The 26,670-nt window shown below is 49.5% G+C and carries 24 protein-coding genes; 12 read left to right on the top strand and 12 right to left on the bottom strand.

Going from position 1 to position 26,670, the window contains the following annotated elements; all coding sequences use genetic code 11:
- Window positions 1–20 precede the first annotated feature (20 nt).
- The 3 genes from F0L74_RS08575 to F0L74_RS08565 form a co-directional block, all read right to left on the bottom strand.
- On the bottom strand, window positions 21–1,844 hold the full coding sequence (locus F0L74_RS08575; RefSeq protein WP_149837451.1) for a CHAT domain-containing protein: 1,824 nt from the start codon (window positions 1,842–1,844) through the stop codon (window positions 21–23).
- A gap of 33 nt (window positions 1,845–1,877) precedes the next feature.
- Window positions 1,878–2,636: a hypothetical protein gene (locus F0L74_RS08570; protein WP_149837450.1), complete on the bottom strand. Its 759-nt coding sequence runs from the start codon at window positions 2,634–2,636 to the stop codon at window positions 1,878–1,880.
- A 283-nt stretch (window positions 2,637–2,919) separates the two neighbouring features.
- Window positions 2,920–3,492 carry a Crp/Fnr family transcriptional regulator gene (locus tag F0L74_RS08565; RefSeq protein WP_149837449.1) on the bottom strand — a complete coding sequence of 191 codons (573 nt, stop codon included), beginning with the start codon at window positions 3,490–3,492 and terminating at the stop codon, window positions 2,920–2,922.
- Between the two features lie 129 nt (window positions 3,493–3,621).
- Here F0L74_RS08565 and F0L74_RS08560 point away from each other — a divergent pair, with 129 nt between their 5' ends.
- Complete coding sequence (locus F0L74_RS08560) at window positions 3,622–3,837, top strand: hypothetical protein (RefSeq protein WP_149837448.1); 216 nt, start codon at window positions 3,622–3,624, stop codon at window positions 3,835–3,837.
- A gap of 6 nt (window positions 3,838–3,843) precedes the next feature.
- Here the strand turns inward: F0L74_RS08560 and F0L74_RS08555 are convergent, their stop codons facing one another.
- From F0L74_RS08555 to F0L74_RS08545, 3 genes are read right to left on the bottom strand one after another with little or no spacing between them, the layout of a single operon-like run.
- Window positions 3,844–4,743 carry a phosphatase PAP2 family protein gene (locus F0L74_RS08555; RefSeq protein WP_149837447.1) on the bottom strand — a complete coding sequence of 300 codons (900 nt, stop codon included), beginning with the start codon at window positions 4,741–4,743 and terminating at the stop codon, window positions 3,844–3,846.
- A gap of 27 nt (window positions 4,744–4,770) precedes the next feature.
- Window positions 4,771–5,658 (bottom strand): hypothetical protein, encoded by an 888-nt coding sequence (locus F0L74_RS08550; protein ID WP_149837446.1) that lies wholly within the window; start codon window positions 5,656–5,658, stop codon window positions 4,771–4,773.
- A 12-nt stretch (window positions 5,659–5,670) separates the two neighbouring features.
- Window positions 5,671–6,636 carry a glycosyltransferase family 2 protein gene (locus tag F0L74_RS08545; protein WP_497707332.1) on the bottom strand — a complete coding sequence of 322 codons (966 nt, stop codon included), beginning with the start codon at window positions 6,634–6,636 and terminating at the stop codon, window positions 5,671–5,673.
- A gap of 549 nt (window positions 6,637–7,185) precedes the next feature.
- Between F0L74_RS08545 and F0L74_RS08540 the strand changes: the two genes are divergently transcribed.
- Window positions 7,186–9,009 carry an ABC transporter ATP-binding protein gene (locus tag F0L74_RS08540; protein WP_149837444.1) on the top strand — a complete coding sequence of 608 codons (1,824 nt, stop codon included), beginning with the start codon at window positions 7,186–7,188 and terminating at the stop codon, window positions 9,007–9,009.
- A gap of 158 nt (window positions 9,010–9,167) precedes the next feature.
- Complete coding sequence (locus F0L74_RS08535; protein WP_149837443.1) at window positions 9,168–9,965, top strand: glycosyltransferase family 2 protein; 798 nt, start codon at window positions 9,168–9,170, stop codon at window positions 9,963–9,965.
- Here the strand turns inward: F0L74_RS08535 and F0L74_RS08530 are convergent.
- On the bottom strand, window positions 9,962–11,077 hold the full coding sequence (locus F0L74_RS08530) for a glycosyltransferase family 2 protein (RefSeq protein WP_149837442.1): 1,116 nt from the start codon (window positions 11,075–11,077) through the stop codon (window positions 9,962–9,964). The genes F0L74_RS08535 and F0L74_RS08530 overlap by 4 nt on opposite strands.
- A gap of 40 nt (window positions 11,078–11,117) precedes the next feature.
- Window positions 11,118–11,888 (bottom strand): glycosyltransferase family 2 protein, encoded by a 771-nt coding sequence (locus tag F0L74_RS08525; protein ID WP_149837441.1) that lies wholly within the window; start codon window positions 11,886–11,888, stop codon window positions 11,118–11,120.
- Window positions 11,889–11,960: 72 nt separating this feature from the next.
- Between F0L74_RS08525 and F0L74_RS08520 the strand changes: the two genes are divergently transcribed.
- On the top strand, window positions 11,961–12,899 hold the full coding sequence (locus tag F0L74_RS08520) for a nucleotide-diphospho-sugar transferase (RefSeq protein WP_149837440.1): 939 nt from the start codon (window positions 11,961–11,963) through the stop codon (window positions 12,897–12,899).
- Here the strand turns inward: F0L74_RS08520 and pdxR are convergent, their stop codons facing one another.
- Window positions 12,900–14,366 (bottom strand): MocR-like pyridoxine biosynthesis transcription factor PdxR, encoded by a 1,467-nt coding sequence (pdxR, locus tag F0L74_RS08515; protein WP_149837439.1) that lies wholly within the window; start codon window positions 14,364–14,366, stop codon window positions 12,900–12,902.
- A gap of 82 nt (window positions 14,367–14,448) precedes the next feature.
- Between pdxR and F0L74_RS08510 the strand changes: the two genes are divergently transcribed.
- From F0L74_RS08510 to F0L74_RS08500, 3 genes are all read left to right on the top strand, one after another.
- Window positions 14,449–14,937: a DoxX family protein gene (locus F0L74_RS08510; RefSeq protein ID WP_149837438.1), complete on the top strand. Its 489-nt coding sequence runs from the start codon at window positions 14,449–14,451 to the stop codon at window positions 14,935–14,937.
- A 100-nt stretch (window positions 14,938–15,037) separates the two neighbouring features.
- Window positions 15,038–15,478, top strand: a complete 441-nt coding sequence (locus F0L74_RS08505; RefSeq protein WP_149837437.1) for a carboxymuconolactone decarboxylase family protein — start codon at window positions 15,038–15,040, stop codon at window positions 15,476–15,478.
- A 9-nt stretch (window positions 15,479–15,487) separates the two neighbouring features.
- The gene (locus F0L74_RS08500) at window positions 15,488–15,922 is read left to right on the top strand and encodes a GNAT family N-acetyltransferase (RefSeq protein WP_149837436.1); all 435 of its coding nucleotides are present in this window, start codon (window positions 15,488–15,490) and stop codon (window positions 15,920–15,922) included.
- A 250-nt stretch (window positions 15,923–16,172) separates the two neighbouring features.
- On the opposite strand, the gene F0L74_RS08495 is transcribed toward F0L74_RS08500, so the two are convergent.
- Both F0L74_RS08495 and F0L74_RS08490 read right to left on the bottom strand, forming a co-directional pair.
- A complete protein-coding gene (locus tag F0L74_RS08495) occupies window positions 16,173–16,595 on the bottom strand; it encodes a hypothetical protein (protein ID WP_149837435.1) in 423 nt (140 codons plus the stop codon).
- Complete coding sequence (locus F0L74_RS08490; RefSeq protein WP_149837434.1) at window positions 16,592–16,954, bottom strand: DoxX family protein; 363 nt, start codon at window positions 16,952–16,954, stop codon at window positions 16,592–16,594. Before F0L74_RS08490 ends, F0L74_RS08495 begins: the two co-directional genes overlap by 4 nt.
- A 288-nt stretch (window positions 16,955–17,242) precedes the next feature.
- Between F0L74_RS08490 and F0L74_RS08485 the strand changes: the two genes are divergently transcribed.
- Window positions 17,243–18,097: a 2OG-Fe(II) oxygenase gene (locus F0L74_RS08485; RefSeq protein ID WP_149837433.1), complete on the top strand. Its 855-nt coding sequence runs from the start codon at window positions 17,243–17,245 to the stop codon at window positions 18,095–18,097.
- 71 nt (window positions 18,098–18,168) lie between these two features.
- On the opposite strand, the gene F0L74_RS08480 is transcribed toward F0L74_RS08485, so the two are convergent.
- On the bottom strand, window positions 18,169–19,839 hold the full coding sequence (locus F0L74_RS08480) for an ArnT family glycosyltransferase (RefSeq protein WP_149837432.1): 1,671 nt from the start codon (window positions 19,837–19,839) through the stop codon (window positions 18,169–18,171).
- 290 nt (window positions 19,840–20,129) lie between these two features.
- Between F0L74_RS08480 and F0L74_RS08475 the strand changes: the two genes are divergently transcribed.
- The 4 genes from F0L74_RS08475 (at window position 20,130) to F0L74_RS08460 (ending at window position 26,656) form a co-directional block, all read left to right on the top strand.
- The gene (locus F0L74_RS08475; RefSeq protein ID WP_149837431.1) at window positions 20,130–22,589 is read left to right on the top strand and encodes a PKD domain-containing protein; all 2,460 of its coding nucleotides are present in this window, start codon (window positions 20,130–20,132) and stop codon (window positions 22,587–22,589) included.
- A gap of 39 nt (window positions 22,590–22,628) precedes the next feature.
- Window positions 22,629–24,596, top strand: coding sequence for a T9SS type B sorting domain-containing protein (locus F0L74_RS08470; protein WP_149837430.1), 1,968 nt, complete (start codon window positions 22,629–22,631; stop codon window positions 24,594–24,596).
- 277 nt (window positions 24,597–24,873) lie between these two features.
- Entirely contained in the window at window positions 24,874–25,392 is a 519-nt protein-coding gene (locus F0L74_RS08465) for a carbohydrate-binding protein (RefSeq protein WP_188315915.1), read from the top strand.
- Window positions 25,393–25,543: 151 nt separating this feature from the next.
- Entirely contained in the window at window positions 25,544–26,656 is a 1,113-nt protein-coding gene (locus tag F0L74_RS08460) for an SMP-30/gluconolactonase/LRE family protein (protein ID WP_246197662.1), read from the top strand.
- Window positions 26,657–26,670 lie beyond the last annotated feature (14 nt).

Raw genomic sequence — 26,670 nt, 5'->3', positions numbered from 1 at the left:
ATATCCGGAATATTATTCGGTCAGGAGATTTTTTTAAAGGCATTGAATTGCAGCCTTACGGCGCGGTATTGCTCCAGCTCTTCCGGCGTAAATGCCACGGCATCATCATCCAATGGTATCTTCAGCAGGTCTGCTTCTTTTTCCGGCCGCATCACGCTTTTAAAAGTGCAGCAGTTATCCTCGCTGTACAATTCAAAGAACATGAGGTTGGAGCGGTCGCTGCGGCTCTCAAAGGCGTTACGGTCTATTACAAAAGGAGAGAGGTTCAGGAAAGCCAGCTGCTCTCCTTTATAGATCCGTCTTTTGATATCAAAAGGCGGCAGCTGCTGTTTGGTGATGATCACGCCGCTGTTATCAATGTATTTGGAGAGCAGGTAATAATTCAGCTCCTGGCTGCCAAAAGCGTCCATCAGTTTTACTACCCGGTGGTTGTATTCTGCTTCTTCCGGCGTATTATGCCGGTATTTCTCTATCAATATGCTTTGTATGCTGGTAAGGGTATACAGGTGCAGGAAGCCCAGTTTCTCAAAGAATTTGCATAGCATATCCTCAGAGGCAATGCACATATCGATGATATCCGCATCCGGCACTTTCTTCTCTACCGTGATCTTACGGATATGGGTAAGATAATCGCAGGCTTCTGAGAACGGGCTGCTTTCGCCGGGCTGCTCTTCCAGCTGCTCCAGCTCTTCCATAAAGAACCAGATCTTATCGCAGGAGGAGTCTTTAAAGGCCTGGCGCAGATCGCGGATAAAGCGGATATAATCAAACACCGCTCTTTCGTTCCGGTTCAGCTTAAAGAAATTGGTGAGCAGCGCCATGACCTGGTCCGGCAGCTGTACTACTTGTTTTTTCAGTTTCAGCTCCCATAGTTGGGAGATCACGATAAAGCCCAGGAATTCAGAAACGATATGGAACAACAGCCCTACCTGTCCCAAACGCCGGGGGCCAGCTTTATCATAACCATCATCCCCCTGGTCTGCGGAGAATAGTTTTTGCAGATGGGCGGAAACGGGATAGGGCAGCACATCCAGCAAAGCCTTCTGGATCTTGCTGGTAGATACGCCCTCTGTCTGCGCCTTCTTTTGCAGGTAGATCATATCCTCATTGCCGGTGGCGGCCAGGGTATTGAAAAGGGATTCCGTCAGCTGCTCATTGGGGGTGTATGCCTTGGGCGCGGTGGCAGCGGAGGCAATGGGCACCGGGTTAAGGTCCACATCGGAAGGCTGTTTGTAAAACAGTTCCCACATGCCGGTTTCCTTAGGCACGGTGGCCAGGAAGCCCAGGTCCCGCCCATGCTGCAGGTTACCGGCTACGGTAAGCGGCATTTGCGTAGCTGTTTGGGCGGCGGAGAGGGCGTCGTTAAAGGCGTCCCGTATGCTCATCCTTTTTACACACAGGTTCTTATAAAAGCGCAGAGAGAACTCTGTGGCGCTGGCGTCTTCCACCGGCGCATTGGTGGCTACTACTGCAGGCACGCCCTGCTCCAGCAGGGCCTTTACCTGTCCGGCGGTGGAGCAGCCATTCAGCACTACGAGCTTCAGCGCGCCCTGTTGTGCGCTTTTGCCCAGCTGCTGGGCAATACCATTGCCATTGGCCTGCTGGTCAGTAAGCAGCAGGGCATCCCTGCCGGCATGCCCGCTGAAATGGAAGATGGCAAGTTGATCGTTAAACTGGTCCAGCTGCATATTGATATTGGCAATATTTGCATACTGGTCCTGGTAAAGCAGAAAAGCGTTGTTATGCTGGTTCAGTAAGGTGGTATACACACCATTATATTCCCGTGTAAGGGAGGGCAATGGATGATCATTACTGTTGGCAAACGCTATGTACACGGTTTTCATGACACATCAGATGGGGTTAATCTAAACAATAGCTCAGAGGCCGTTCGGCTGCAAGGTAGCGGCGCTTTTTAAGTCCGCTTCTTTCTGACGGGCGGTATCCCTGATGGTGATGGATAATTTCATTGAAGCAAATTTGTTCTCCGCGGCTTTATCTGTTGTGCCCAGCACATCAAAATCACCGCTGATATCTGTGAAACTCTGTACCCATGTGAGCAGTGGCTTATCGTCCACCTTACCCAGGTAGTTGCCTACGATGCCGGCCACCTGGAATATCAGGCTGCTGACAGAGGTAAGGCTGGTGGCTGTTTTTACGATACCGGCCAGGGTATCCACCACCTGCTTGTAGCTTTCATCATTCTTTACATTCCCCATTACCTCCGCTACATCCCGCAGCGATTGTTTGCTCTTGATAATAGAGCAGAACACATGGATCTGGGAAGGCGCCCGTTTGTCTGCTTCTGTTTCCTTCCAGTAGAACAGGGATTTGTCTACGTTCAGCTTTTCGCCGTCATCTATCTTCTCAAATCCTTTCAGATCTATGGAAACCGGGTCTGCAGAGAGGTCAGATACCACCAGGTTCATGAAATACACCTTTGCCAGGCCGGGAAAGGGGAATACTTTGGGCGTTTTGTTGTCAATGATCATTACATCGGACAATCTTATCTCCATGCCGCAAATGTCCTGGGAGGTAGGGATATCCCTGGTCAGGATCTCTTCGTCATGGTGTGCGTTCTCAAAAGTCTCCTGGAAATTGTGCTCTTCTGTCTGGAGGTTCTGCAAAAAGTCTATCATAGATGACTATTTAATTGGGGTAAAGAATTCGTGGATCACATGAATAAGAATAACTAAAACCTGCCTGCTATTATATAAGGCCTATTGCATTGGGGCTAAATTCGTTATTAAAGATAGGAAATAAGGATAATACCATAAAATATTTTATTACATGCAGGAGTGGGCAAAGGCCGCGGTGGCTATGTAATCCGGCTTAGATGCGCTATTTTCCGGCCGGAAATTTAAGACGTTATGCCTGGCCATACACCTACCCTGAACTACGATGGGCGCAGGCTTCTTAAGATTATCGCATGTTTTTTCGGATCCGGCTCAGTGACTGCGGGGTAACGCCCAGGTAAGAGGCCACATCGCTCAACTGCACCCTTAGCGCAATTTCCGGCTGCTTTTCCAGGAATTTCTCATACCGGGTAGCGGCGTCTTCTCCCATATAGCCATTCCGCACACGGATCTTTTCCAGCAGGGTATTTTGGGTAATGCCCGTGATCAGCTCTTTCATATAAGGCAGTTGCTCATACAGCCGTAACAGGTGATCCTTTGGAAAAACGATCAGCTCCCCATTACAGGCGGCTACAATACTTTCATGCGCCGGTACCTGGTTATTAAAACTATTAAGAATAGTGCAGAACTGGTTTTCCTTCAGGAAGAACTGGGTCACTTCATTGCCTTTGCCATTAATGGTCACGATCTTCAATATGCCCTGGCTGATAAAGAACAGCTCCCGCGCCAGGCTGCCTTCCTGTAATAACAATTCTCCTTCCTTCACCTGCCGGTGATGTACCTGCTCACTGATCAGCGCTTTATCTTCATGGCTGAAACTGCGGAATTGCTCCAGGAAATCAAAAAGTGGTGCGAACATGATTGGCCCGTTTAATCAAATCACCGTAAAAATCGCAAAAATCTGTCACAATCCGGAAGTACGCCTTTGTGCGCACCCCTGAACGAGATATGGCATAACGATTGTAACATACCTGTAAACCACACACGCATGAAAACATTAGGCATCATTCTGATCATCGCCGGTATTGCCATGATCATTATCCGCGGATTCTCCGTGCAGACCGAGAAAAAAGTAGTGGATCTGGGCCCGGTGGAAGTGAATAAAAAGGAAAATAAATGGGTAGGCTGGCCCACCTATGCCGGCGGCATTGTAGCCGTTGTAGGCGTAGTGCTGTTAGTGGGCAGCAATAAGCGCAACGGTTAAGCGTGCTTACCGTAGCGCCAGCCGCATAGTGACCCCGGTGGACTGTGTGCCGTAATATGGCTCCAGCGTCAGCCGGGCGTCCTTCTTTTTATTACGGTGCAGCTCTGGTACCAGTATGCCGGAGCTGCCGCCTACCAGTAAGCCCAGGAGCACATCTGTTTTAAAGTGACGGGCCGCTTCCATGCGGTAATAACCCACCAGTGAAGGCGGTACGGTAGCGGCTGCATATAAGAGCAGCCTTTTCCAGCCTTTGATCTCATGATAGTCCGTAAATACCTTCACCAGGAAAAAGGTGGAGGTGGCCGCAAATGATACGTGGCCGCTGAAGAAGGAATTGCTTTTGGCCAGGCCAACGCGGTCTTCCACTTTTACATTTGGATTATAGGTAAAAGGCCGCGCCCTGCGGATAGGGAAGGCCAGCGCAAAATAAACGCTGTTATCCACCGCATGGGTGACCAGGTATAGCGAGATCAGATCCAGCCAGTCTTTCCGTACTTTTTTATCCAAACCCAGTACAATGGGGCTTACGATAGAAAGGTTGAGCCAGAAATCAGAATGTTTTTGCGCATTGGCAAAACCGTTAGGGTCCTTGAAGATGATAGGACGGTCAAACCCATTTACATCATCAGGGTTTAGTTTGGCCAGGTCGCTTACATCAAAGGCAGAGCTCCTGTCCAGCGCAGGGAACAGGAAATAGGAACCCACCACAAAGCCAACAGCCCCTGGTAGCTCATACTTCCACTTTACATTGTATACTTTTTCCCGTGTACTGTCTTTGGCCAGCAATACAGGTGTTTCCGGAGAAGTAAGCAGTTCCGGACCGGATTGCGCTGCAACATTGTTCGCCAGTAGCAGATAACAGGACAAGAGGAAGAACAAGCTTCCTGTAGTGGGGATCATTCGCATAGGCCGCCAAAATAATAAAATTCCTTTTTATAGCGAAATAGCGGTATCTATTACCTTTTTTGCCACTGCCTTTGTTGTCAGATGCGCCAGCGTGTGCTGGTAGGCCTTGTCTGTTATCTCCTGGTAATGGGCGGTATCAAACTGCCTGGCATGCATCAGCAGCATGCCTTGTTTCACCAGCTCCCTGGGGAAATCCTGCATCGTAAGCTCCGGGCAGTTCTCCAGCCCGGGAAAATAAGGCAGGCAGTAATTACCCAGGATCTCATAATGGCGCATACAGTCCCAGCCAGCCTTTTTGGTAGTTACGCCATAGTGTGCATGGTAGTAATCATCATAATAAGGCTGTTCCTCTTTAAAGGTATAGGTTTCTTTTACGCCGGGTATAATGCTGCTGAAAAGCTGTTGTTTATCCATCACCGGGGTAGGGTGCATTTTCTGCTCCGGTATGCCAAAGGATATAGGAAAAGTGTTCTTAAGCCGTTGTGTCAGTTCCCGTTTAAAATAGGGAAACTTATTATGCAGGGGCAGCACGCCTGTTTCATCCGCGCCATCTACCAGCAGGATCTTATTGGCCGGGTACTTGCGTTTCACCAGCCGCAGGTAATCGTCGCAGCGGTTAATAGCCCCATAGATCACCAGGTCGTAATAACGGTTCTTTATTTTTTGTTCGATATCAGAACGGTCGATCTTATTATCGCCTATCAGCCAGAATGCGGTAAAACCGCCCCATATGCTTTTAGGATCCACGGTTTGCTGCTGGTCTTTGTACAGGGATACGATCTGGGTGCTGTCTGTAACATCATCGCCAAACAGTTCGTATAAGCCATAGAACAGCAGATCGTTCATATAATCGCTGATGAACCCATAGCTGGCCTTAAATATCTTCTGGTGATCGGTAACGTATAATATCTTCATGTGCAGGGATAGCTATTTTTTAGAAAACTTATTACGGGTATGTTTCCACCACGCGTCCAGGCGCAGCATAAGCGGCGACAGGTGCGTACGTTGCGGATCGTAGAAGCAGGCGCGCAGGTTCTCCAGCACAGCCCCGTTAAACTCCCGCCGTCTTTCCCAATACTGGCGGTATTGCTTGCGGAAGGCGCGCTGGTACACTTTACGGGGTATCAGCTGCTCATCATAGAGTTTGATGATAATGCGGGTAGCCTCTATATAGTTCTGGCCGGTGCGTACAGCCGTGGTAGTTACATCTCCCGTATGGTTACGGAAATAATTCAGCGTGCGGCCGCTGATGAAAACATCGCCCAGTTTACACATCTCCACCCAAAAGAACCAATCGCCGCTAAACCGGAATGTCAGGTACTCCTCGCTCACAGCGCTGAACAGCTCTTTCCGGAAAATGGCCATGCTGGCGTTAAAAATGGAACAATACATGGCCAGGTGATGGTGAATGAACGCGCGGCCATCAATGGTATCCGTTAGTTTGTTATGACGGGATTGCCAGGTGATCCGGCCGTTCATATCGATGATGTTGGACTGGCAATAGGCCACGGAACATTGGGCATGCGCCTCCAGGCCGTTTACCAGGTGCTGCAGCAGGGAGGCTTCGCAATAATCATCACTTTCCGCCATCCAGATGTATTTACCACGGGCGTTCGCCACGCCTTTTTTCCACTGGCGGAATACGCTGCCGCTGTTTTCCTCGTTATAAATAACCTTGCTTACTTTGGGATGGTCCTGGTATCGTTCAATGATGGCCCGGCTGTTATCGGTAGAGCAATCGTCCAGGATGATCACTTCAAAATCAGGAAAGCTTTGGTTCAAAACTGACTGTATCCGTTCCTCCAGGTAGGCAGCATGGTTATAGTTAGGAATGATCACAGAAACTAAAGGCACATGATGGTCCGGCTTAACATTCGTCATTAAATCACTCATTTGAACCGCAAAATTAATCATCATGCCGGACTTTACCGCAGATAAATATATAGTTTAATTGTTATCCGATAGGGTGGCCTGTCTTGCGGGAGACCCCGGGCGCGTGTAGCCCTGTGTTAAATAACTCTTAAAATAAAGAACGGCCGTAAATGACCCTGTTTACAGCAATCAAATAAAATTATTAAGCATAAAACACTGAAATATTGTAAAATATAAAGAAGTTTTATATTTTTGAAAATGAAGAAGCTGGGGCGCCCAACAGCTGGTGAGTATATGGAAAACTATCATCGGAGAAAAAAAGATTTCAACCAGTTAATAACAAGATAAAGCTATGTAAAGTCCTGGCAATCATATTCCTATGCCCCCGTTACAAAACCTTGTCTGTCCTCCTTTTGCGCGAATTGTAGGTTGATATTATCCTGGTGTTGCTATCCATTTTAAACAACCATTCCCGGCAGGGAAAAGAGTATGTACGAACACAGCTATTTGGGAGAGTCTTTAAATAATTATTAATTTTGGAGTTTTATATATATATTTATAATAATAATAATGAGAACGTATTTCCGGCTGTTGTCTTTTGCGAAACCAATTGAAAAGTATGCTATCCCGTATATCATCTTCACATTGCTTTCAGTGTTGTTTGGCGCTTTGAACCTGGCATTGCTGGCGCCGTTGCTCACTACGCTCTTTGATCAGAATGCATCCGGCGCTATTCCGCCCAAACCGGCGCACACCTACGATATCTTTAAAACATTGATCTATTATTCCGCAGTGGTTAATCACAAGTACGGCTTGCTGAACACCCTCAAGTTCGTATGTCTGACCATTATCACCTCCGTTTTACTGGGGAACATATTCCGGTATTTATCGGAACGTACGATGGAAAACCTGCGGATCCATACCCTGCTGAACCTGCGTAAATCGGTATTTAACAATATAATGGACCTGCACCTGGGCTATTTTAGCAATGAGCGTAAAGGGGATATTATGGCCAAGATCGCTTCGGATGTGCAAACAGTGCAATATTCCGTAACGGGTACCCTGCAGGTGATCTTTAAGGAGCCGCTTACGCTGCTTACTTACCTGGTGATGCTGTTTATTATCTCGTACAAGCTTACGCTGGCTTCCATGCTCATCATCCCGGTAGCGGGTTTTATTATATCCAAGATCGTTTCCAAGCTAAAGGAGCAGGCAGCAGCTGCCCATATCTCCTACGGCACCATGATCAGTTACCTGGAGGAAGCGCTCAGCGGTATCAAGATCATTAAATCGTTTAATGCCACTCCCTATATAAAGGACCGTTTTCACAAGGAAAACGTGCATTATTCCAATATTGTCCGCGCCATGGTAAAAAGGCAGCAAATGGCTTCGCCGGTATCAGAAACGCTGGGTATCATGATGGTATCCGGTATTGTGCTGTACGGTGGTTCCCTGGTAATTGCCCATGACGGGGACCTGAATGCGGCCTCGTTCATAGCCTATATAGCACTATTCTCACAGATCATGCGCCCGGCTAAGGCCATATCCGCCTCATTCAGCAATATACACTCCGGGCTGGCAGCCGGGGAACGGGTACTGTCCCTGATAGACCAGCGCTCCCAGATCGTGGATGCGCCGGACGCTAAACCCGTGGGCGGTTTTGAGAACGCCATCCATTTTGACCAGGTGAAATTTGCCTATAATGAGCGCCCGGTGCTGAACAGCATCAGTTTCACCATTCCCAAGGGAATGTCTGTGGCGCTGGTAGGCCCTTCCGGGGCGGGTAAAACTACCCTTATGGACCTGATCCCCCGCTTTATAGAGCCGCAGTCCGGCGATATACTGGTGGATGGCAAAAGTATCCGGTCAGTGACCACAGACTCGCTCCGCTCGCTGATGGGCATCGTAAACCAGGAATCCATACTGTTCAATGATACAGTATATAATAATATAGCCTTTGGTAAACCGGACGCTACCCCGCAGGAGGTAGAGGCCGCCGCCAGGATCGCCAACGCCCATAATTTTATTATGGATACGGAGCATGGCTACCAGACGAATATTGGGGATAAAGGCGTTAAGTTATCAGGCGGCCAGCGGCAACGTATCTGTATTGCCCGGGCCGTGTTGAGCAACCCGCCCATTATGTTGCTGGATGAGGCTACCTCCGCACTGGATACGGAATCCGAAAAGCTGGTACAGGAGGCGCTCAATAACCTGATGAAAAACCGTACCTCCCTGGTGATAGCCCACCGCTTAAGCACCATCCAGAATGCGGACCTCATCATTGTTTTGGATAATGGCAACATTGTTGAGCAGGGAACACATGTACAACTGCTTGAAAAAGACGGGCTTTACCGCAGATTGATAGAAATGCAGACCTTTAGCGCGAACTAGATATATATACTGTAACAAATTAAACTGTAGTACGTTATATGATAGGGCGGGCCCTGTGCACGCCGCATTTTATGAACCAAATTTCAAATTGTGATGCTATTCTATCAAAGCCTTGGTGTGTCGAAAAAATTCTTTATTGAACGTAAACCGGTATCAGGATGGTGAAGAAGAACTTTTCGGTAGGGGTGCTGATCGCCACCTACAATTGGCCAGAAGCCCTGGAGATCATATTCCTGAGCATATTGCGGCAAACGCATATGCCGGATGAGATACTGATCGCAGACGACGGTTCCCGTATGGATACGGAGCGCCTGATCAACAAATACCGCAGTATACTGAATATCCCCATCAAACATGCCTGGCATGAGGACCTGGGGTTCAGAAAAGGTATTATCCTGAATAAAGCGGTAAAACTGTCTTCCTCTGACTATATTATTGAAATTGACGGCGATATTGTATTGCACCGCAAATTCATAGAGGATCATATAGAGCAGGCAAAAAAAGGCCACTTCGTACAGGGCGCCCGCGCCATGATAGGGGAGGCTACCACCCAACAGATCCTGAAGACCAAACAAATTTCCCTGGGTTTCTTTACCAAAGGGCTTAAAAGCCGCTTCAATGCCCTGCGTTTTCCGGCGCTTTCCTTTGCCGTAACAGCCAACCCGTACAGCTCTGATAATACCAAAGCCTGTAACCTGGCCTTCTGGAGAAAGGATTATATTGCCATTAACGGCTATAATAACCTGTTCTTTGGCTGGGGCTCTGAAGACTGTGAGTTTGCCGCCCGCTTGATCAATGCCGGCGTACGCAAGAAACGCCTGAAACTGGCGGCCGTGTGCTTCCATCTGCACCACGAATACCATTCAAAAGCACAGATCACAGTAAATGAGCAGCGCTACAGCGATACGCTCAATAATAAAGTGGTTTTTTGCCTGGATGGTTACGCTGAGGTTTAAGCGTAAAAATGTAAGATCAGGAATGCCAGCAGCGGATACAGGATCCATTTAACGGTCTTGTAGGTATTGGAACGGTAGAACCTGACCCTGCTGATGATCCCGTTATCGTGAAAACGTTCGCCTATCCTATGGAGCTTCCACCTGGAAAGCTTTCCCCATAAAACGCCCGTTTCATGTACCAGTCTTAATGCCATTACATACATCATCACTATTACATTACCTGTGGGATACCGTTTAACGGTTTGCACTGCGCTGGCAATAAGCTCTATTACAATAGCGCCCGCCATAAACAGTAACACCGGCACTATCCACATGGGTTGTATGAACGCCAGCGCCACTGTTGCTATTAAACAAAGCAACAGGGTTTCCGGCGTATTAAAGAAATCGTAGTAAGTATACAGCGGGTTCAACTCCCCCAGCCAGCTATTGCCGGTACCATATCTGAAGGGGCGTTGCAGGTTCACCTGCTCGTTATTCCACCAGGGGTGTACCACCGCTGCCTGCGGTAAGGTCTTAAAGTCCCTGAAATCATTGCGCTCCCGTATCTTCAGGAAAAAGTCAACATCTTCGCCGCCGCCGGATTTAGGGTATACGGTAGAGAACCGCACATCGCCCATAGCGCTGCGTTTGATCATGATATTGGCGGTAGCGCCCCACGCAAAGGCGGGTTTCTTTTCTGCAATGGAAAATATATCCAGCGAGCCGCTTACTTTCAGCGCCCGGGTAAAAGCAGTGTGTGGCTCCGGTAAATGCACCAGGCCAATAAAACCTATCTCTTCCGCATGTTGTGCAGCAGCGTCCGCATAGGTAGCCAGCAGATCTTCCGGCACCGCAATATCATCATCCAGGAATAATACCCATTCGCCCTGGCCCATGTTAATACCGGCATTGCGCGTAAGGCTGGCCCCCATATTCTTTGGGTTGATGGACAGGAAAACCTGTTCATTATCCACCAGGGATTGAATAGCGGCAGAAGGCACAATGGCAGGATTATCAGCTACCAGGTAAAATTTGATATGGGCATTTGCTGGTTTACGCAGGCGGAGGATAGGGAGGATATATTGCTCATCCAGTCGGAAAGAAGGAATAACTACGTCAATACTTAGTTTCATGCATACAATTGGAACGATAAAGATATATACATTTCATTAATCATACTCCCCAGAAATCTTTTTCGCCCTGTAACTTTTTCTTATACCGTTTATATAACATGCGCAGGTACATCATCCAGCCCATGCTTTCACGGATCAGCTGCAGCTTGTCCTGCTTAAAGGGTATATCATTGGTGATGGAGGAAAAGCCCGTCATATCATACTGCACAACATTCACCGGGTGAAATACTTTTTTAAAGGCACGGTCGCCCCAAAGCCGGATGTTCATGGCATAATCCGCATACACCTTATAACGCAGGTTATACTGGTATTTACGGAAAGCCGCTATGGGATAGATAATAGCCTGGTGGTTCATACAGTGTTTGGCCAGCCGGTAATTGCTGAATTTACCTATAAGCAGCAGCGGCGTTAAACCGCTGTCGCCATAGTAAGGCGTGCTGTTGCCATAATAGACCGTATGCTCATCCTGCAGCTGTGCAGCCAGTTCGCTAAAGCCTGGCAGCACACGGTCATCCGCCCCCAGGAAATGCACCCAGCGGCCTTTGGCCAGCTGTACGCCTTTGTTCATGGCGTCATAAATGCCCTTATCCGGCGCGCTGTTACAGGTGATAAAAAGCCGTTGCTGAAATTCTTTTACGATAGATAAGGTATCATCAGTGCTGCCGCCATCGGAGATCACTACTTCTATACGCTTTTCTGTAAGGGATTCGATGGAGGCGAGGCAGTCCCGCAAGTGTTTTCCTGCATTAAAAGTGGCAATAATGATGCTGATCAATACGTTATCAGGTACTTGCAAGGCCCCGCTGTTCATAGTTCTGGTTAAATTGTTTGCTAAATTAAAAAAAATTAATTTTGTCGCCGCATTAAAGCTACCGTCAACAGCATGACCAACCACACCGTACAGTCTCCTGTGTTATTCATAGTTTTCAGACGACCGGATACCACGCAACAGGTGTTTGACCAGATCCGCGCGGCCAGACCCGCCCGCCTGTATATTGCTGCAGACGGGCCAAGGGAGGGCAATACCGCTGATGTGGAAGGTTGCCGGCAAACGCGGGAAATTGTGTCCAAGGTGGATTGGGACTGTGAGGTAAAACATCTTTTCTTTGAGCAGAACCAGGGTTGCAAAATGGCGGTATCACAGGCCATCAGCTGGTTCTTTGAACAGGAAGAGGAAGGTATTATACTGGAAGATGATTGCCTGCCCTCTAACAGCTTCTTCTATTTCTGCGATACTTTACTGGCAAAATACCGGCATGATAGCCGGATCCGTAATATAACCGGCACCAACTCCCAGGATGGTAAACAATGGGGCGATGCCAGCTATTATTTTTCACAGCACAGCAATATATGGGGATGGGCCAGCTGGCGCCGCGCCTGGAAAAATTATGACCGGGAGCTGGCCTTGTATAATGACGCGGATGCGGAGGCATGGTTAAGGAAAATGTTCCCTGATCCGTTCCTTTTTGCCGCCTGGCTGCAGATCTTCAGGGATACCAAAGCAGGCAAGGTAGATACCTGGGATTACCAGTTCCAGCTGCAGACTTTCTTCAACAACGGGCTCTGTGCTGTTCCTAATGTAAACCTCATCACCAATATTGGTTTTGGCAACAATGCTACCCACACCTTTGATGTGAACCATAATGCCAATGTGCCTGCCGGCAATATGGCGCAACCGTTATTACATCCCGTATATTTTATACCGGAAAAAGAGGCAGACTATTTTTTCTTCCGGAAGGAGTATGATCTGGACGCCAAATGGCGGCGGTATAATAAGCCCAAACGGCGCTTTAAACGCTGGGTACAGGGGTTGTTCAAATGATCACACCAGTTTCTTAAGGATCTCCACTACTTCGCTCAGCTCCTTTTCATTCAGCGATGCAAAGCCCATACGCAACGCGTTATAGTTATGCGTATGAAAGCTGTAGCTGGCGCCGTCGCTCATCAGCAAACCATTGGCGGCTGCCTTGGCGGCAATGGCCGGCAAGGGATACTTTTTATCAAACTGTGCCCATACAGCCATACCGCCCGCCGGTTTATGGAACTTCACCACATGCTTCAGCTCCTGGTCCAGCAGGTTGCAGAGATGATCCCGCCTTTCATGGTATAACTTCACGGATTTTTTCAGGTGGCGCTGCATATCCCCATTTCTGAACAGCGTGGCCAGGGCCTCTTCCAGCACATTATCGCTGCGGATATCAATGATCCTTCTTAATACGGCCGCTTCCTGTATAAAGTTCTCCGGCGCTACCATATAACCCACCCGCATAAACGTAGCCAGCGATTTGGTGAGGGAACCTATATAGATCACATTGCCATCATGATCTGCGCTGGCCAGTGGCAGTATGGGGCTGCCGCCGTAGTGAAAATCATAGTCATAATCATCCTCTATCACCGGGAACCGGTATTGGCGGATCAGCTCCAGCAGCTTCATACGCCGCTCTGCACTAAGGGTAACGGTGGTAGGGTGGTGGTGATGGGGGATAATATACAGCAGGTCCGGTTTTTTACGTTTGCAAATGGCTGCAATAGCGTCTACATCCATGCCCTGCTCATCCAGCGGAATGCGTTGCAGTTTGGCCCCGCATTGCTGAAAGATCATATCCGCCATAAAATAATTGGGATCGCCAACCAGCACGGTGGCGCCGGGCTTTAATATCAGCCGCGCCGCAATGTAGATGGACATCTGCGCGCCATGTGTCAGCAATATATTCTGCGCGCCTATGTTCAGCCCCCGTGTTTCAGACAGGAAGCCGGTCAGCTCCGTACGCAGGCTAAGCGGGCCAGACATGCTGCCGTAAGCCGCATACCGTTTTATACCGGGACTGTGGAAGAGGCTACGGTATTCCCGCATCAGCATATCAATGGGGGCAATACGATGGTCCGGAAAGCCATCATTGATCATCAGCCGGTGCTCGCCAGATCTGACCATGGTCGCAGGGTAAGGGCCTACCTGCTGAAAGGGAAAACCGGTATTGCCTGCATAGGCCGGTATCTTGGCCACCGCTTTAAAACTGCGGGGTTTGATCTCCGGCAGCTTCTGGGAAACGATCACGCCTTTACGGGGAATGGTCTCTATCCAGTCCTGCGTAAACAGCTCCTGGTAGGCCGCTACAATGGTTTTACGGTGTACCTGCAATATAAGCGCCAGCTCCCGGCTGCCGGGCAGGCCAGCGCCGGGTTTGATCACCCCATCGCGGATAAGCCCTACCAGCCCGTTGGCGATCTGCTGGTATACCGGCGCCGCGGAATCTTTATTGATGGTTAGAAGCGTTTGAAAAGGAAGCATGTGGACTACCCGGTTTGTATTATCTGGACTATAAAGATAGGCCAATGACCCGATATTTTTGTAGTATCAAACATGGACCTATATGAATCACCAAACGAATAACAAACAGGACTATATCCAGCTTTTTCTCCGCATCGCCATCGGCGCCAGTTATATCTGTCCGGGCCTAGACCGTTTTGGCGTATGGGGCCCGCCGGGCGGCGCGCGTATCAGCTGGGGCGACTGGCCGCATTTTATGCAATACGCCAGTAAGGTACTGTTCTTCCTGCCGGCCGGCATTGCAGAGGTATTTGCTTTCATCGCTTCTCTGTCAGAGATCATCTTTGGCACGTTGCTGATCATTGGTCTCTTTACCCGTTGGGCAGCGCTTGGCAGCGGTCTGTTGCTGTTAACCTTCGCGCTGTGTATGACCTTTGCCTTTGGCGTACAGGCGCCGCTTAATTACTCCGTATTCACGGCCAGCGCGGGCAGCTTTTTACTCGCCACCATGCCCATATATAAATACAGCCTGGACAACCGCCTGAATAACCGTAGAACTAATTTCGATACCAGCAATATCTTTCAACAATAAAACAGAACAACAAAACAGAACAATAAACAGCGCAACAAAACAGAACAACAAAACAGAACGATAAAACAGCATAAAAAAGAAACAATAAAAAAGGATTAAGATGTCAAGATTAAAAATGAGCAAGGTGCAACCTGCCGCTTATGCCGCCATGGACGCGTTGGATAAATACATGGAATCCACCTCCCTTGATAAACGTCATTATGAACTTATCAAAGTGAGAGCTTCCCTGATCAACGGATGTGCGCTTTGCGTGCATAAACATACGGAGGATGCGCTGAAGATGGGAGAAGACCCTAAACGTATGTACCTGGTGGGCGTATGGCGCGAGGCGGTGAATCATTTCTCTGAAGAGGAGCAACTGTTGCTGGAGATGACAGAAGAGATCACCTTAATACATCAGCATGGTCTCAGCGATACGCTGTATAATAAGTCCATGGCCTTATTTGGCGAAGAGAAGACCGCCCAGATCATTATGGCGATCATTACTATCAATGCATGGAACCGTATTGGCGTCTCCCTGCATATGCACCCACAATTTTAAAACGGGACCATGTACCAGATAAAATTCGCGCAAAGCGAAAAAGAGATCGGGGATTGCTGGGAGGTAGTACACCTGCTGCGTCCCCATCTTGACAATAAGGAAGCATACATCCGCCAGGTAAAAGAGATGAAGGAAGACGGCTATCATATGTTATACATAGCAGGTGCCGGCTCTTCATGCGATGCCGCGGCCTTTGCAGGCTACCGTAATCTCCATTCCCTCCATGGCGGCAGATACATTTACATAGACGACCTGTGCACGCTACCCGCCTATCGTGGAAAAGGTTATGCGGGTGCGTTACTGGACTACATTCAACAGTTAGCCCGTGAAACGAATAAAACGGGCGTTGTGCTGGACAGTGGCTTTCAGCTTAATGATGCCCATAGACTTTATCTAAACAAGGGATACAAACTCTCCGCGCATCATTTCAGCTTACGGTTTTAGATGTTTTGTTTGAGAGTAATTGAGAGTGGTGGGCCCTGCAGCGCGCCATCTGCCCGTTATTCTAACCCATGGTCAACAACTACCCAGCTACGGTATACTGTCATTGCAGGGCAGGATTCAAAATGGCCCTTGGCCGGCGCGGCTCATACAGCCCACTACCCAGGCAGCCAACCCGCGGCGGGCGCAGGCCATTTTTGAACCTGCCCTGCATGGTACACAGCCACCATAGCCAGTAGTCAGTAATCACAAATCAATAATTCGCCTGCCCAATATCCAACCGCTCAACCTTCCCACTCCCATTCACTTTAAATTTAAAATAAGTCTTAAAATCCCCCCATTGGTCACTATGGAAATGCCCATACACATCCAACCCCTTATTCTCCACTTTATCAATACTCGTAAAGCGCTCATGCCCCATCGCCTTGTCAAAAAAACTCCGCAGGTTCATTTTATTCCCATCATCATACAGCTCAGCATCCTCCGTGAACTGTGCAAACCAGGTATTACGATCCGCAGCCTGCAGCGCGTCAATAGCTTTTTTAACGATAGGATGGGTCAGTTTGTCCGTATTCATATATTGTGTTTTAATCGGTTTAACAGGAGGAAGGGGCGTATCTTTCTGGGCATACGCGGTACTACCAGCCAGCAGCAGTACAAAAAGAATTGCTTTCATACCGGATTTGTTTTAGACAGCGGATGCTGCAGGTAGATAATAATAAGATTCAAAAGAAAGAAAGGCAACTCTATCGCCGCGCCTTTCAGATCCTTTTCCAACAAGTGAAAACAAATGATCAGCAAAATACAGGCAGCCATCAGGAAATTACCCCATATGAATGTCCGGGGGTAAAGGATCAGCAGGGCGCTAATGATGGTAATAATACCGTTAACTGCCATACCCGTTTTGCCCAAATGCCAGCGGTTAAATAGGGTCAGCATCTCCGGTTGCCCCGTATACATGGCCCAGCCTTGCTTAAAGCCCATATACACCGCAAAGAGGATAAAAATGGAATTGACTATCTTTAAAATGGTCATACAGTTGATTTTATGGTAACACAAAGATCAGCCGCCGGTTACGCGAAAAAGTATAAATATTACAGGATTACATATAAATTTCACACATTACGCCAATGTTAAGGCTGCCAAACCGTTATTTTTAAGGAAGCGGCTAAACCGGTTGGAACTGAGTTACTTAGAGGTAGCCCCGTTTTAACAAAAACACAACTTACATTTAACAGTTTATTTTTATACTTTGTTGGCTGAAAACCTTTTTTGTCCAACAAGCGGTAGGCGCTATATTTGTTACTTATAAAATGTTTGAAATTGCAAACACTCACCACACCACCTGCAACAGTAATAGACCTGAATCACTGGAATAGTGAATTGCCCATGTTGAGCCGGCAATACCAGGAGGCCAATCCTTACCCGCATATCGTACTGGAAAATTTCCTGAATCCTGCTATGCTGGATAAATGCATTGAGGAGTTTAACCAGCTCAATAAATCAGACGGCTGGATCAACTATGTCCATTATAATGAAAAAAAGAGAGGCCTTAATAAGCTGGACCTTTTACCGGATAATATCAAACATACTATTAATGAGCTCAACTCCCCTGAGTTCCTGCAATTTCTCAGCACCCTGACCGGGATTGATAACCTGCAGAAAGACGATCACCTGGAAGGCGGTGGCATCCACCAGTCCGGCAAGGGCGGTTTCCTGAACATCCATGCCGACTTTACCGTGCATCCGCATCACCGCCACTGGCAACGCCGGGTAAATGTGCTGGTATACCTGAATAAAGGCTGGCAGGAAGAGTGGGGCGGTAAGCTGGAGCTGTGGGATACAGAAATGAAAGCCTGCGAAAAGAAAGTGCTGCCGGTGTTTAACCGCTGCGTGATCTTTAACACAGATGCGGACTCTTACCATGGCCATCCGGAGCCGATGACCTGCCCGGAAGACCAGTATCGCCGTTCTATAGCATTATACTATTACTCTATCGAGGATAAACCTTTCCGCAGGGCTACGCATTACATGGCAAGGCCGGGCGAAGGCAAGAAGAAGTTCATGGTGAAGCTGGACAATTTCATGGTAGCTACGTATACCGAAGTAAAGGGCTGGCTGGGTTCCAACGATAAAATTGTGAGCAATATCTTACGCCTCTTTTCCCGCAAGAAATAACAGGCCATTTATAAAAAAGCAACAGCCAGGTATGTAACGATACCTGGCTGTTTTTTTATGGGTAATCTTATTTATTGTTTCGCGGGGATCTCCCTTTTCAGGAACACAAAGCCGTTTTTACGGTACAGCTCTTTCAGATCCGGATGCTGTTTAGTGTAACCATCTACCCGGTCTACCTTGGTAATGAAATAAGCCGGTTTATCTATATCGCCGGTCAGCAGCCACCATTCTTCATAGGATTTGGGATTGGTGGGGGGCTCTTTCTGCGCATAGAAGAAAGGCGCGTAACTCCAGTAGCCCAGGGAGTTTACATAACAGTCTTCGCCCTGCCGCTGTATCAGGAAATCGATAGCGGCGCCCTGGGAATACCGTTCCACTTTAGGCACAATAATAGCTGCCGCCAGGAATATAACGATGGCGGTGCCGCCAAAAAAGGCCCATGCCGCTTTGATAAAGGCGCGTTTCCTGAGCCATACCAGGCCCATTATCACAGATACGATCATCAGTATGCCTACCAGGCCTTCCAGGCCGTTCCAATGTACATCCGCCTGCATATTGGCCTGCGCAAACGTGTCTGATACATAAGGTACCAGCTTTTTGATGTTGAGGGCAATAACAGCTACCAATAACAGTACAAAACCTTCCAGGCTGCCCAGTATGCCGGCCAGCACGCCCACGTATTTTTTATAGGCGGCATCTTTCCGCTCCCATTTATAAAAACTGTAGGCCGCCAGGAATGTAACCGGGAACCAGGCCATGGAAGAATAATGGATAATGCGGGACTGCACGATGGTGAAAAGTATGGTCACCACCCAGAACAGCATGATCATCCACATCTTAAAATCTTTATCATAGCGGCTGGTATAGTGCATGCGGAAAAAAGCCGGGATAGCGAATATAGAGGCCGGGAAACAACCGATCAGGATCACCACAAAATGATAACCGGGAAAACCTTTCTGCCCCGCATCGTGGGTGGTGAACAGGCGGTATTGGTATTTCAGGAACGATGTAATGAACCACGGCCCGTTTTTGATGGTCTCATAACCATACCAGGAGAAGGTGAGCAGGGAGGCCACCACCAGGAACAGCAGGGCATGCCCCCAGCCAAAATAGATCTTAAAGCGGTTATAGATAAGGTATACACCCAGCACCAGTAAAAACATCATAAGGGCCACCTGTCCCTTGGTAAGCACGGCCAGGCCCATGAAAATGCCGGCCCATACCGCGTAGTACAGGGGCTTTTTCTGCAGGTCCGTTCTGTCAAACCCATTCTTTTTCCAGTGGTACAGGATAAAGAAATAGAGGGAGAGAAAGATGAACAGGTTAAACCAGGGATCTATCAACCCGGATTTAAAATACATATTAGGGAACAGGGAACCACCATAGGCCAGCGCCCACAGGATGCCGAACTTCCGGTCATAGATCTTCTGTCCGCAGAGGAACAGGGTAATAAGCGTAGCAATACCACAAAGCGCATTGGGAAAACGGGCGGCAAATTCATTAAATCCGAACATTTTCATCGCCACCGTCTGCATCCAGAAGAACATGGGCGGTTTTTCCCAGAAAGGCTTGAAGTTCACATAGATACGGGAGTAATCGTCCAATTTGATCATTTCCCTGGAGCATTCTGCAAAATTGATCTCATCCCAGTCGAACAGGTGCACCCTGCCCAGGAAGGGGATGAAAAGCAAGGCTGCAATAACGCCCAGCAGTATAACGGTAAAGGTTTTGTTTAGCTGCATTTTCCCGGTAATTAGTGGTATGGCGGCAAATATAGATGCATATTCCTGCTTTAGCAAATCAGCCCCAAAAGATAAAGATATGATCACGCTGGCCCTATGTAGTAACGTTTATGTGTATACGTTGAGGTAGCAAAAAAAAGTACTGCATATACCCCCCCGGTTAACCGGGATGGTTGTATTTAGAAAAAGCAGATCCATATACCCATGGAAGTGCCAATGAAAACCAAGATCCCTTTGTCCGTACCGTCGATCGCACCTGGCCGCCAAAGAAGATAATGATGCTGTAACAAATGAGAACCATATTTATTATTGTACTAATGCTGGTTTGTATGACCGGCCCGCATGAGCTTTGTGCCCAAACGTATACGCCGGTTGCCGTTACCGGGTTTAATAATGATGTGGTAGCAGAAACCGGTACCAGCGCTACAGCGGTGACCAGCTGTGTACTGGACCTGAGCAACTACATCCTGTACACCGCTGCTTTTGCCGCGGCTAATGGCATTGCAGGCGGCGTGCCCAATAACGGCGCCATCATCAACGGCGTACGCAATTACCAGCTGGCGGATTATGCAGGCAATAACGGCCTGTTCCTGTCGCAGAATGGAGCGGTGGCCAATACCGCAGCCGCTGGTACGCTCACGCTGGTAACGCCGGCCAGCTTTAATAAGATAAGCCTGCTGCTGTTTTCTACGGAGGGCGCCAGCACGATCAGCGCTACCCTTAATTTTACGGATGGCACTACCGCAGCCGGCGGTGCCATGACGGTGCAGGACTGGTTTGGCGGCGGTAATGCGGTAGCCAGCGGCTTTGGACGTATAGCCCGGGCGGCTGCCGGTCCATACCTGGTGGATGGTTTTACGACCAGCAATCCACGTTTTTACCGTTTTGATATTTCGCTGTCCTGCGTCAATCAATCCAAACAGCTGCAATCCGTCACGGTCAATTTCCTGTCTGGTGGCACTACGTTCCCTTCCCGGGCGGTGATCATGGCGGTGTCCGGTATACCGGCAACGCCGCTGGATATAACTGCGGTGGTAACGCCGGCCATCTGCGGCGGTGCGGATGGCGGTATTGCCCTTACGGTCAATGGCGGTATACAGCCACTCTCATATAGCTGGAACACTACACCCGTGCAAACACAGCCCACCGCCACTAACCTGCCGGGCGGCGCTTATGCCTGTACTATTGTAGATGCGGTGGGGTGTACCACGGTGTTCCGGGATACGGTGCCGTTGCAGTCACAGGGAAACTTGACCGTAAGCAGCAGCGAGGATTCCATATGTGCGGGCGCTGCCGTTACGCTGACTGCCGCGGTTACGGGCGCTACTATTACAGATTATAGCTGGCAACCGCTCAATACCAGCGGCGCAACGGTAACTACTACGCCGGCCGCCAGTACTACTTATATCGTCACCGCACAGGACGCGTTTGGCTGTAAGCTAACGGACTCTGTAGCCGTGGCCGTAAAACCCTTGCCTGCAGCAGCGTTTACGGTTACGCCGGCAGCAGTGTGCCTGGGTACTGTACAAACAATCACTTATACCGGTACGGCCGGCCCCACTGCCAGTTATAACTGGAACAATTTTTCCGGCGCTGCTGTGCAAAGCGGCACAGGGGCCGGGCCTTATAATATCCTGTTTAGTACCGCCGGCAACTACAGCCTGGAACTACAGGTAACAGACCAGGGCTGCGTATCTGCCGCCGCTACCCGGGCGCTTACGGTCACTGCCGCGCCAGTGGTGGGTTTTGAGGTAAGTGATCTTACGCCTTGTGCGGGCACGGCTACCATTATCAGCTTTACCGGCAATGTAAGCAATGCGGCTACCGCCGCCTGGGACTGGGGTGGGGGAACGGTACAGCGGGGCAGCGGGCTGGGACCATTTGACGTGGTCTACACAAACAGTGGCGCTATAAACTTAACGGTCACTGACGGCGCTTGTATCGTAACCGCAACGCCCCGGCAGGTAACAGTGATCCCTGTGCCATTGGCCGCTTTTAGCCCGGATGTTACCGTAGGCTGCCCTGATCTGCCGGTGGTCTTCACTAACCAGTCGCAAAACGCTGACAGCTGGTTCTGGCGTTTTGGCGATAGTGATCTTTCTTCTGAACAAAACCCTGCGCATACCTATACCGTACCGGGAGCTTATACCGTAACGCTGGTAGCAGGCGCGCAGCAGCAATGTTTTGATACGCTGGTGGAAACAGCGCTTATTAACGTACAACCATCTCCGGTAGCTGCTTTTACGGTAATACCGGGGCTGGATACGGAGCTGGAGTTCAGCGAAGCGCTGTTCAGCTTCAGTAATCAATCATCCGGCGCTACGGCATATAACTGGGATTTTGGGGAGGGTAATAGCGCCACGGAAGCCAACCCGCAGCACAGATACGGGCTGCCCGGCGATTACCGCGTAACCCTGCAGATCACCAGTGAGATAGGCTGTACGGACACTACCAGCCGCGCCTGGCTAAAGATCATACCGGATAAGGTGTTGCACATACCCAATGCCTTTAGCCCTAATGGCGATGGCATCAATGACCGTTGGGAGATAGCAGGGCTGCAGGGTATACCGGGCTGCCATGTGGAGATCTTTAACCGCTGGGGACAGCGCATCTATGAGAGCATTGGATATGCCCATCCCTGGGATGGTACCTGGCAGGGGCATTTGCTGCCGCTGGGCACTTACTATTACGTGATCAAAGCAAAAGCCAAAGATAAACCCTATGCGGGGTGGGTAGCCTTACTCCGCTGATTTCATGGAACATCAACCAAAGTAAAATTAGTACGTACAATGAGACACGCTATTAAGATTGCCCTCATGCTGGCGTTTTGCGCAGGCATACAACCATTATCCGCACAGGACTATCAGCCGGTAGCCATCACCGGCTTTAATAATGATGTGGTGGCGGAAACTGGTACCAGTTCCCTGGCGGTTACCACTACAGAGCTGGACCTTAGTTTTTACCTGCTGTTTTCGCAGGCTTTTGCCAATGCCAACGGCCTTTCCGGCGGTCTGCCGGATAACGGTACCATCGTCAATGGCAACCGTAGCTACCAGCTGGCCCCCTACGATGTAAGTAATGGCCTGTACCTGTCAGAGAACGGCGATATTGTTAATACCGCGGCATCAGGCGCGGTGATCCTGACCACACCGGCTTCCTTTAGCCGGGTAAGCCTGCTGCTTTTTTCAACAGAAGGCAACAGCACGCTTACTACTACACTGCATTTTACGGATGGGACCAGCGCGCCTGGCGGCACGGTAACGGTGAACGACTGGTTTAACGGGCCGGATGAAGTACTGGGCGGTTATGGCCGTATAACCCGTAAGGATGCGGGCCCATACACAGTGGATGGCCTGTTTGCCAATAACCCGCGTTTTTATAAATACGATATTGCCCTGGGCTGCAGCAACCGCACCAAACTGCTGGATTCTATCTCCATTGACTATATCTCCAGCAGCGGCAGTAATTTCCCTTCCCGGGCGGTGATCATGGCGCTTTCCGGTATCCCTAATACGCCGGTGACGGTAACAGCGGATATTACGCCGGCCACCTGTAATGACGCCAATGGCAGCATTGCCTTAAGCATCAGCGGCGGTACGGGGCTCTCCTATGCCTGGACCTCATCTCCCGTGCAGGTGAACGATACCGCCACCAATCTGCCGGCAGGCGATTATACCTGTACCATCCTGGATGGCAACGGCTGCGCCACCATCTATAAAGGCACGGTGCCTAAGAAAACGGCGGCTACCATCACGGCTGCCGCTAATGCTGATTCGCTGTGTAAGGGCGCAGAGGCCACCTTATCCGCCACAGCCACCGGCAGCCCCGTAACGGACTACACCTGGCAGCCTGGTAATGGCAGCGGTACCAGCTTTAAGGTATCCCCAACGGCTACCACTACCTACACAGTGAGCGCCACGGATACGCTGGGTTGCAAACTAACCGCCACGGTGAAACTAACGGTAACGGAGATCCCGGCTGCGCCGGATGCCACCGCGGTCACCGCCTGCGTAGATAGTACGGCACTTTTAACAATAAGTAACCCGCTGGCCGCTTATACCTACCGCTGGTATAGTACGGCAAACGGTACTACGGTGGCTGGTACGGGAAAAACCTATGGCGTGCCTGCCGCCAATACCAATACTACCTGGTATGTGGAGGCGGTAAATGGCCGTTGTGCCAGCGAACGTGTGCCCGTGGCGGTAAACCGGCTGCAGCAGGAAGCCGCGCCCGTGGTAACCGCCATCAATATAACGCCTAACAGCGTGGTCTTTACCTGGCCGGCCTCGCCGGAGGCTACCGGGTACGAGGTATCCGTAAATGGCAGTCCCTACGGAATGCCCAGTTCCGGCCCTGCGGGGACCACGCATGAAGTGACCGGTATTTCCCTGGCAGATGGTGTGACTATACAGGTAATTGCGCTGGGCGATGCCGCCTGTCAGAACAGTGACCCTGGTAATACTACCGCTAAGCTCCTGAGCCAGGATGTCTTCATCCCCAATGCTTTTACCCCCAACCAGGATGGTAAGAATGATCTCTTTAAGCCGGAGGGGAATATCATTTCCGGGGTGGAAATGAAGATCTTTAACCAATGGGGCGAGCTGTTATACGCCAGCACGGAGCGAAGCGCCGCCTGGGATGGCACGGTGAATGGCAAACCTCAGCCCATGGGCGTGTATGTGTATGCCATCCGGTTAAAGCTGGCAGATGGGAAGGAAACCCTCCGCAAAGGATCTGTTAACCTGATAAGGCCCTGACAGTTATCTTTTGCGGCCATACAATTGTCATATCTTCCGCCGCCGGCCAGTAAGAAAACTGACCGGCGGTTCCGTTTATTACCCCCGCTATCTACACATAAACATGAAATAAAATCCACAATTAACCGTTTTACATAACTGTTAAGTATTCAATATTTTTTGCAAGGTTTCAAATATTAGAAAATTTAGTATTATTTTGCCGGCCGGATAATTGTCGGGTACCGGCCCGGCCTCATAAATATTTGAGCGATGTGATGAAGTCTATCCTATGATGCCTATGCGGTTGATCTTGATGATGTTGCAGTGTTTGATGCTTTTCCTGCTACCCTTGCTGGTACAGGGGCAGACAACTACGCCGGTAACACAGGGAACACCGCCGCCACCACAGGCAGCTCCGGCAGGCGCTCAAACAACGCCTGCAGACCCGCAGACAAATCCACAGGGATTGCTGCCCACTCCACCCACACCCCGCCTTAAACCGGAAACAGAGTTCAAGATGCAGCACGGCAGTTACCTTGGTTTTGGACAGGTATACCTGGGCTCCGGGGAGATAGGCTTTGAAGTACAGGTAACAAATACCCAGAAAGGGGGCGATTCCCGGCTGGAATTCAGGATAGATAAACCCAAAGGAAAGATCATAGGCACCTTGAAGGTACCCTTTACCGGAGATACCACCTACGCGTTGAAAGTACCCACCTCACTGGGCCGTTTTTATGGTACGCATGACCTGTATGTGGTGGCAAAAGGCAGCGGGCCGTTTTTTATATCATCGTTTTCATTTATCCGCATTTATTAGTGGGTTGTTGTGGTCCGCGTAGCTGTACACCTCCCCACTGCTGTGGCATTTGCGGGGCAGTATGGGCAAGCAGCCGGAACTGCATTACGAGGTGCGTTTATATGCGTTGGCATGGGTATATTATTTGTTCGCACGTGGGTAAATCCATGTTATGATCCAATTATGGTCGCTTTTGCTTACAGGATATGTAATGGCCGGGATGGCCTCCTGCGAGCTGTGGAATGGCAATCCACCATCCGAACCCGAACCGCAGCATGAACTGGAACTGGTGTTTAAAGACAGTATCTATCAGCTGACCGGCGTAGGTGTTGCTGCCAACGGCCGCGTATTCACCAATTACCCTTTATGGTCAGACATTTACCGGTATGCCCTGGTGGAGACAAAACCAGGCAACCAGGTGATCCCATATCCCAATGCGGAGATGAACAGCTGGCAACCGGGACAGAATGGTGAAGATAAATGGGTATGTGTGCAGGCGGTATACTTCGATGATGCGGATAATATGTGGGTCGTAGATCCGGCGGCGCCCCGTATGGCGGCGGTATACCAGCAAAGCTACAAGCTGGTGAAGATCAATGCCAGAAATGGCGAAGTAGCGCGTACTTACCCGTTTGACAGCGCCGCCGGCACGCATGCCTATGTAAACGATGTACGCGTGGATACGGCTACGCAATACGCCTATCTCACCAACTCGAATGAAGGCGGCATTTTTGTACTGAACCTGGCTACCGGCCATGTGCGGCAGGTGTTACAGGATCACTACTCCGTAAAATCCGATCCGGCCTACACTTTTACCGTAGACGGGCATGAATTGCGTAAGAACGGGAAACCGGTAAAGATCAACTCTGACGGGCTGGCGCTTTCACCGGAGGGGACCTGGTTATACTATAAACCGCTTACAGACGATAAACTGTACCGCATACGTACGGAATACCTGCGTGATGAGGGAATGAACAATGCCGGACTAGGGGAGAAAGTAGAAGACCTGGGGCATTTTACCACTACAGACGGGATGATATTTGACCATGATGGCAACCTGTACCTGGGCGATATTGAACATTACCGGATAGTACGTATTGACCCCGATCTGAAAATGCATACACTGGTACAGGATAGTCTGCTGATATGGCCAGACAGCTACCAGGTATCAAAAGACGGGTACCTGTATATCAGCTGCTCACAGATACACAAACAGCCGGAGTATAATAATGGCGTAAACAAACGTACCTCGCCATATACTATTTACCGGTATAAACTGGATTAAAGCGGAGATCATCA

The organism is Chitinophaga agrisoli (assembly GCF_008386695.1).
In the GTDB taxonomy this organism is placed as follows: domain Bacteria; phylum Bacteroidota; class Bacteroidia; order Chitinophagales; family Chitinophagaceae; genus Chitinophaga; species Chitinophaga agrisoli.
This window is presented reverse-complemented; position numbering and strand designations above follow the sequence as displayed.

Bases quoted from the DNA above. Each gene is read 5' to 3' on its own strand.
- F0L74_RS08575 (WP_149837451.1), bottom strand. From the start codon at position 1,844: ATGAAAACCGTGTACATAGCGTTTGCCAACAGTAATGATCATCCATTG.
- F0L74_RS08570 (WP_149837450.1), bottom strand. From the start codon at position 2,636: ATGATAGACTTTTTGCAGAACCTCCAGACAGAAGAGCACAATTTCCAG.
- F0L74_RS08565 (WP_149837449.1), bottom strand. From the start codon at position 3,492: ATGTTCGCACCACTTTTTGATTTCCTGGAGCAATTCCGCAGTTTCAGC.
- F0L74_RS08560 (WP_149837448.1), top strand. From the start codon at position 3,622: ATGAAAACATTAGGCATCATTCTGATCATCGCCGGTATTGCCATGATC.
- F0L74_RS08555 (WP_149837447.1), bottom strand. From the start codon at position 4,743: ATGCGAATGATCCCCACTACAGGAAGCTTGTTCTTCCTCTTGTCCTGT.
- F0L74_RS08550 (WP_149837446.1), bottom strand. From the start codon at position 5,658: ATGAAGATATTATACGTTACCGATCACCAGAAGATATTTAAGGCCAGC.
- F0L74_RS08545 (WP_497707332.1), bottom strand. From the start codon at position 6,636: ATGAGTGATTTAATGACGAATGTTAAGCCGGACCATCATGTGCCTTTA.
- F0L74_RS08540 (WP_149837444.1), top strand. From the start codon at position 7,186: ATGAGAACGTATTTCCGGCTGTTGTCTTTTGCGAAACCAATTGAAAAG.
- F0L74_RS08535 (WP_149837443.1), top strand. From the start codon at position 9,168: ATGGTGAAGAAGAACTTTTCGGTAGGGGTGCTGATCGCCACCTACAAT.
- F0L74_RS08530 (WP_149837442.1), bottom strand. From the start codon at position 11,077: ATGAAACTAAGTATTGACGTAGTTATTCCTTCTTTCCGACTGGATGAG.
- F0L74_RS08525 (WP_149837441.1), bottom strand. From the start codon at position 11,888: ATGAACAGCGGGGCCTTGCAAGTACCTGATAACGTATTGATCAGCATC.
- F0L74_RS08520 (WP_149837440.1), top strand. From the start codon at position 11,961: ATGACCAACCACACCGTACAGTCTCCTGTGTTATTCATAGTTTTCAGA.
- pdxR (WP_149837439.1), bottom strand. From the start codon at position 14,366: ATGCTTCCTTTTCAAACGCTTCTAACCATCAATAAAGATTCCGCGGCG.
- F0L74_RS08510 (WP_149837438.1), top strand. From the start codon at position 14,449: ATGAATCACCAAACGAATAACAAACAGGACTATATCCAGCTTTTTCTC.
- F0L74_RS08505 (WP_149837437.1), top strand. From the start codon at position 15,038: ATGTCAAGATTAAAAATGAGCAAGGTGCAACCTGCCGCTTATGCCGCC.
- F0L74_RS08500 (WP_149837436.1), top strand. From the start codon at position 15,488: ATGTACCAGATAAAATTCGCGCAAAGCGAAAAAGAGATCGGGGATTGC.
- F0L74_RS08495 (WP_149837435.1), bottom strand. From the start codon at position 16,595: ATGAAAGCAATTCTTTTTGTACTGCTGCTGGCTGGTAGTACCGCGTAT.
- F0L74_RS08490 (WP_149837434.1), bottom strand. From the start codon at position 16,954: ATGACCATTTTAAAGATAGTCAATTCCATTTTTATCCTCTTTGCGGTG.
- F0L74_RS08480 (WP_149837432.1), bottom strand. From the start codon at position 19,839: ATGCAGCTAAACAAAACCTTTACCGTTATACTGCTGGGCGTTATTGCA.
- F0L74_RS08475 (WP_149837431.1), top strand. From the start codon at position 20,130: ATGAGAACCATATTTATTATTGTACTAATGCTGGTTTGTATGACCGGC.
- F0L74_RS08470 (WP_149837430.1), top strand. From the start codon at position 22,629: ATGAGACACGCTATTAAGATTGCCCTCATGCTGGCGTTTTGCGCAGGC.
- F0L74_RS08465 (WP_188315915.1), top strand. From the start codon at position 24,874: ATGCGGTTGATCTTGATGATGTTGCAGTGTTTGATGCTTTTCCTGCTA.
- F0L74_RS08460 (WP_246197662.1), top strand. From the start codon at position 25,544: ATGATCCAATTATGGTCGCTTTTGCTTACAGGATATGTAATGGCCGGG.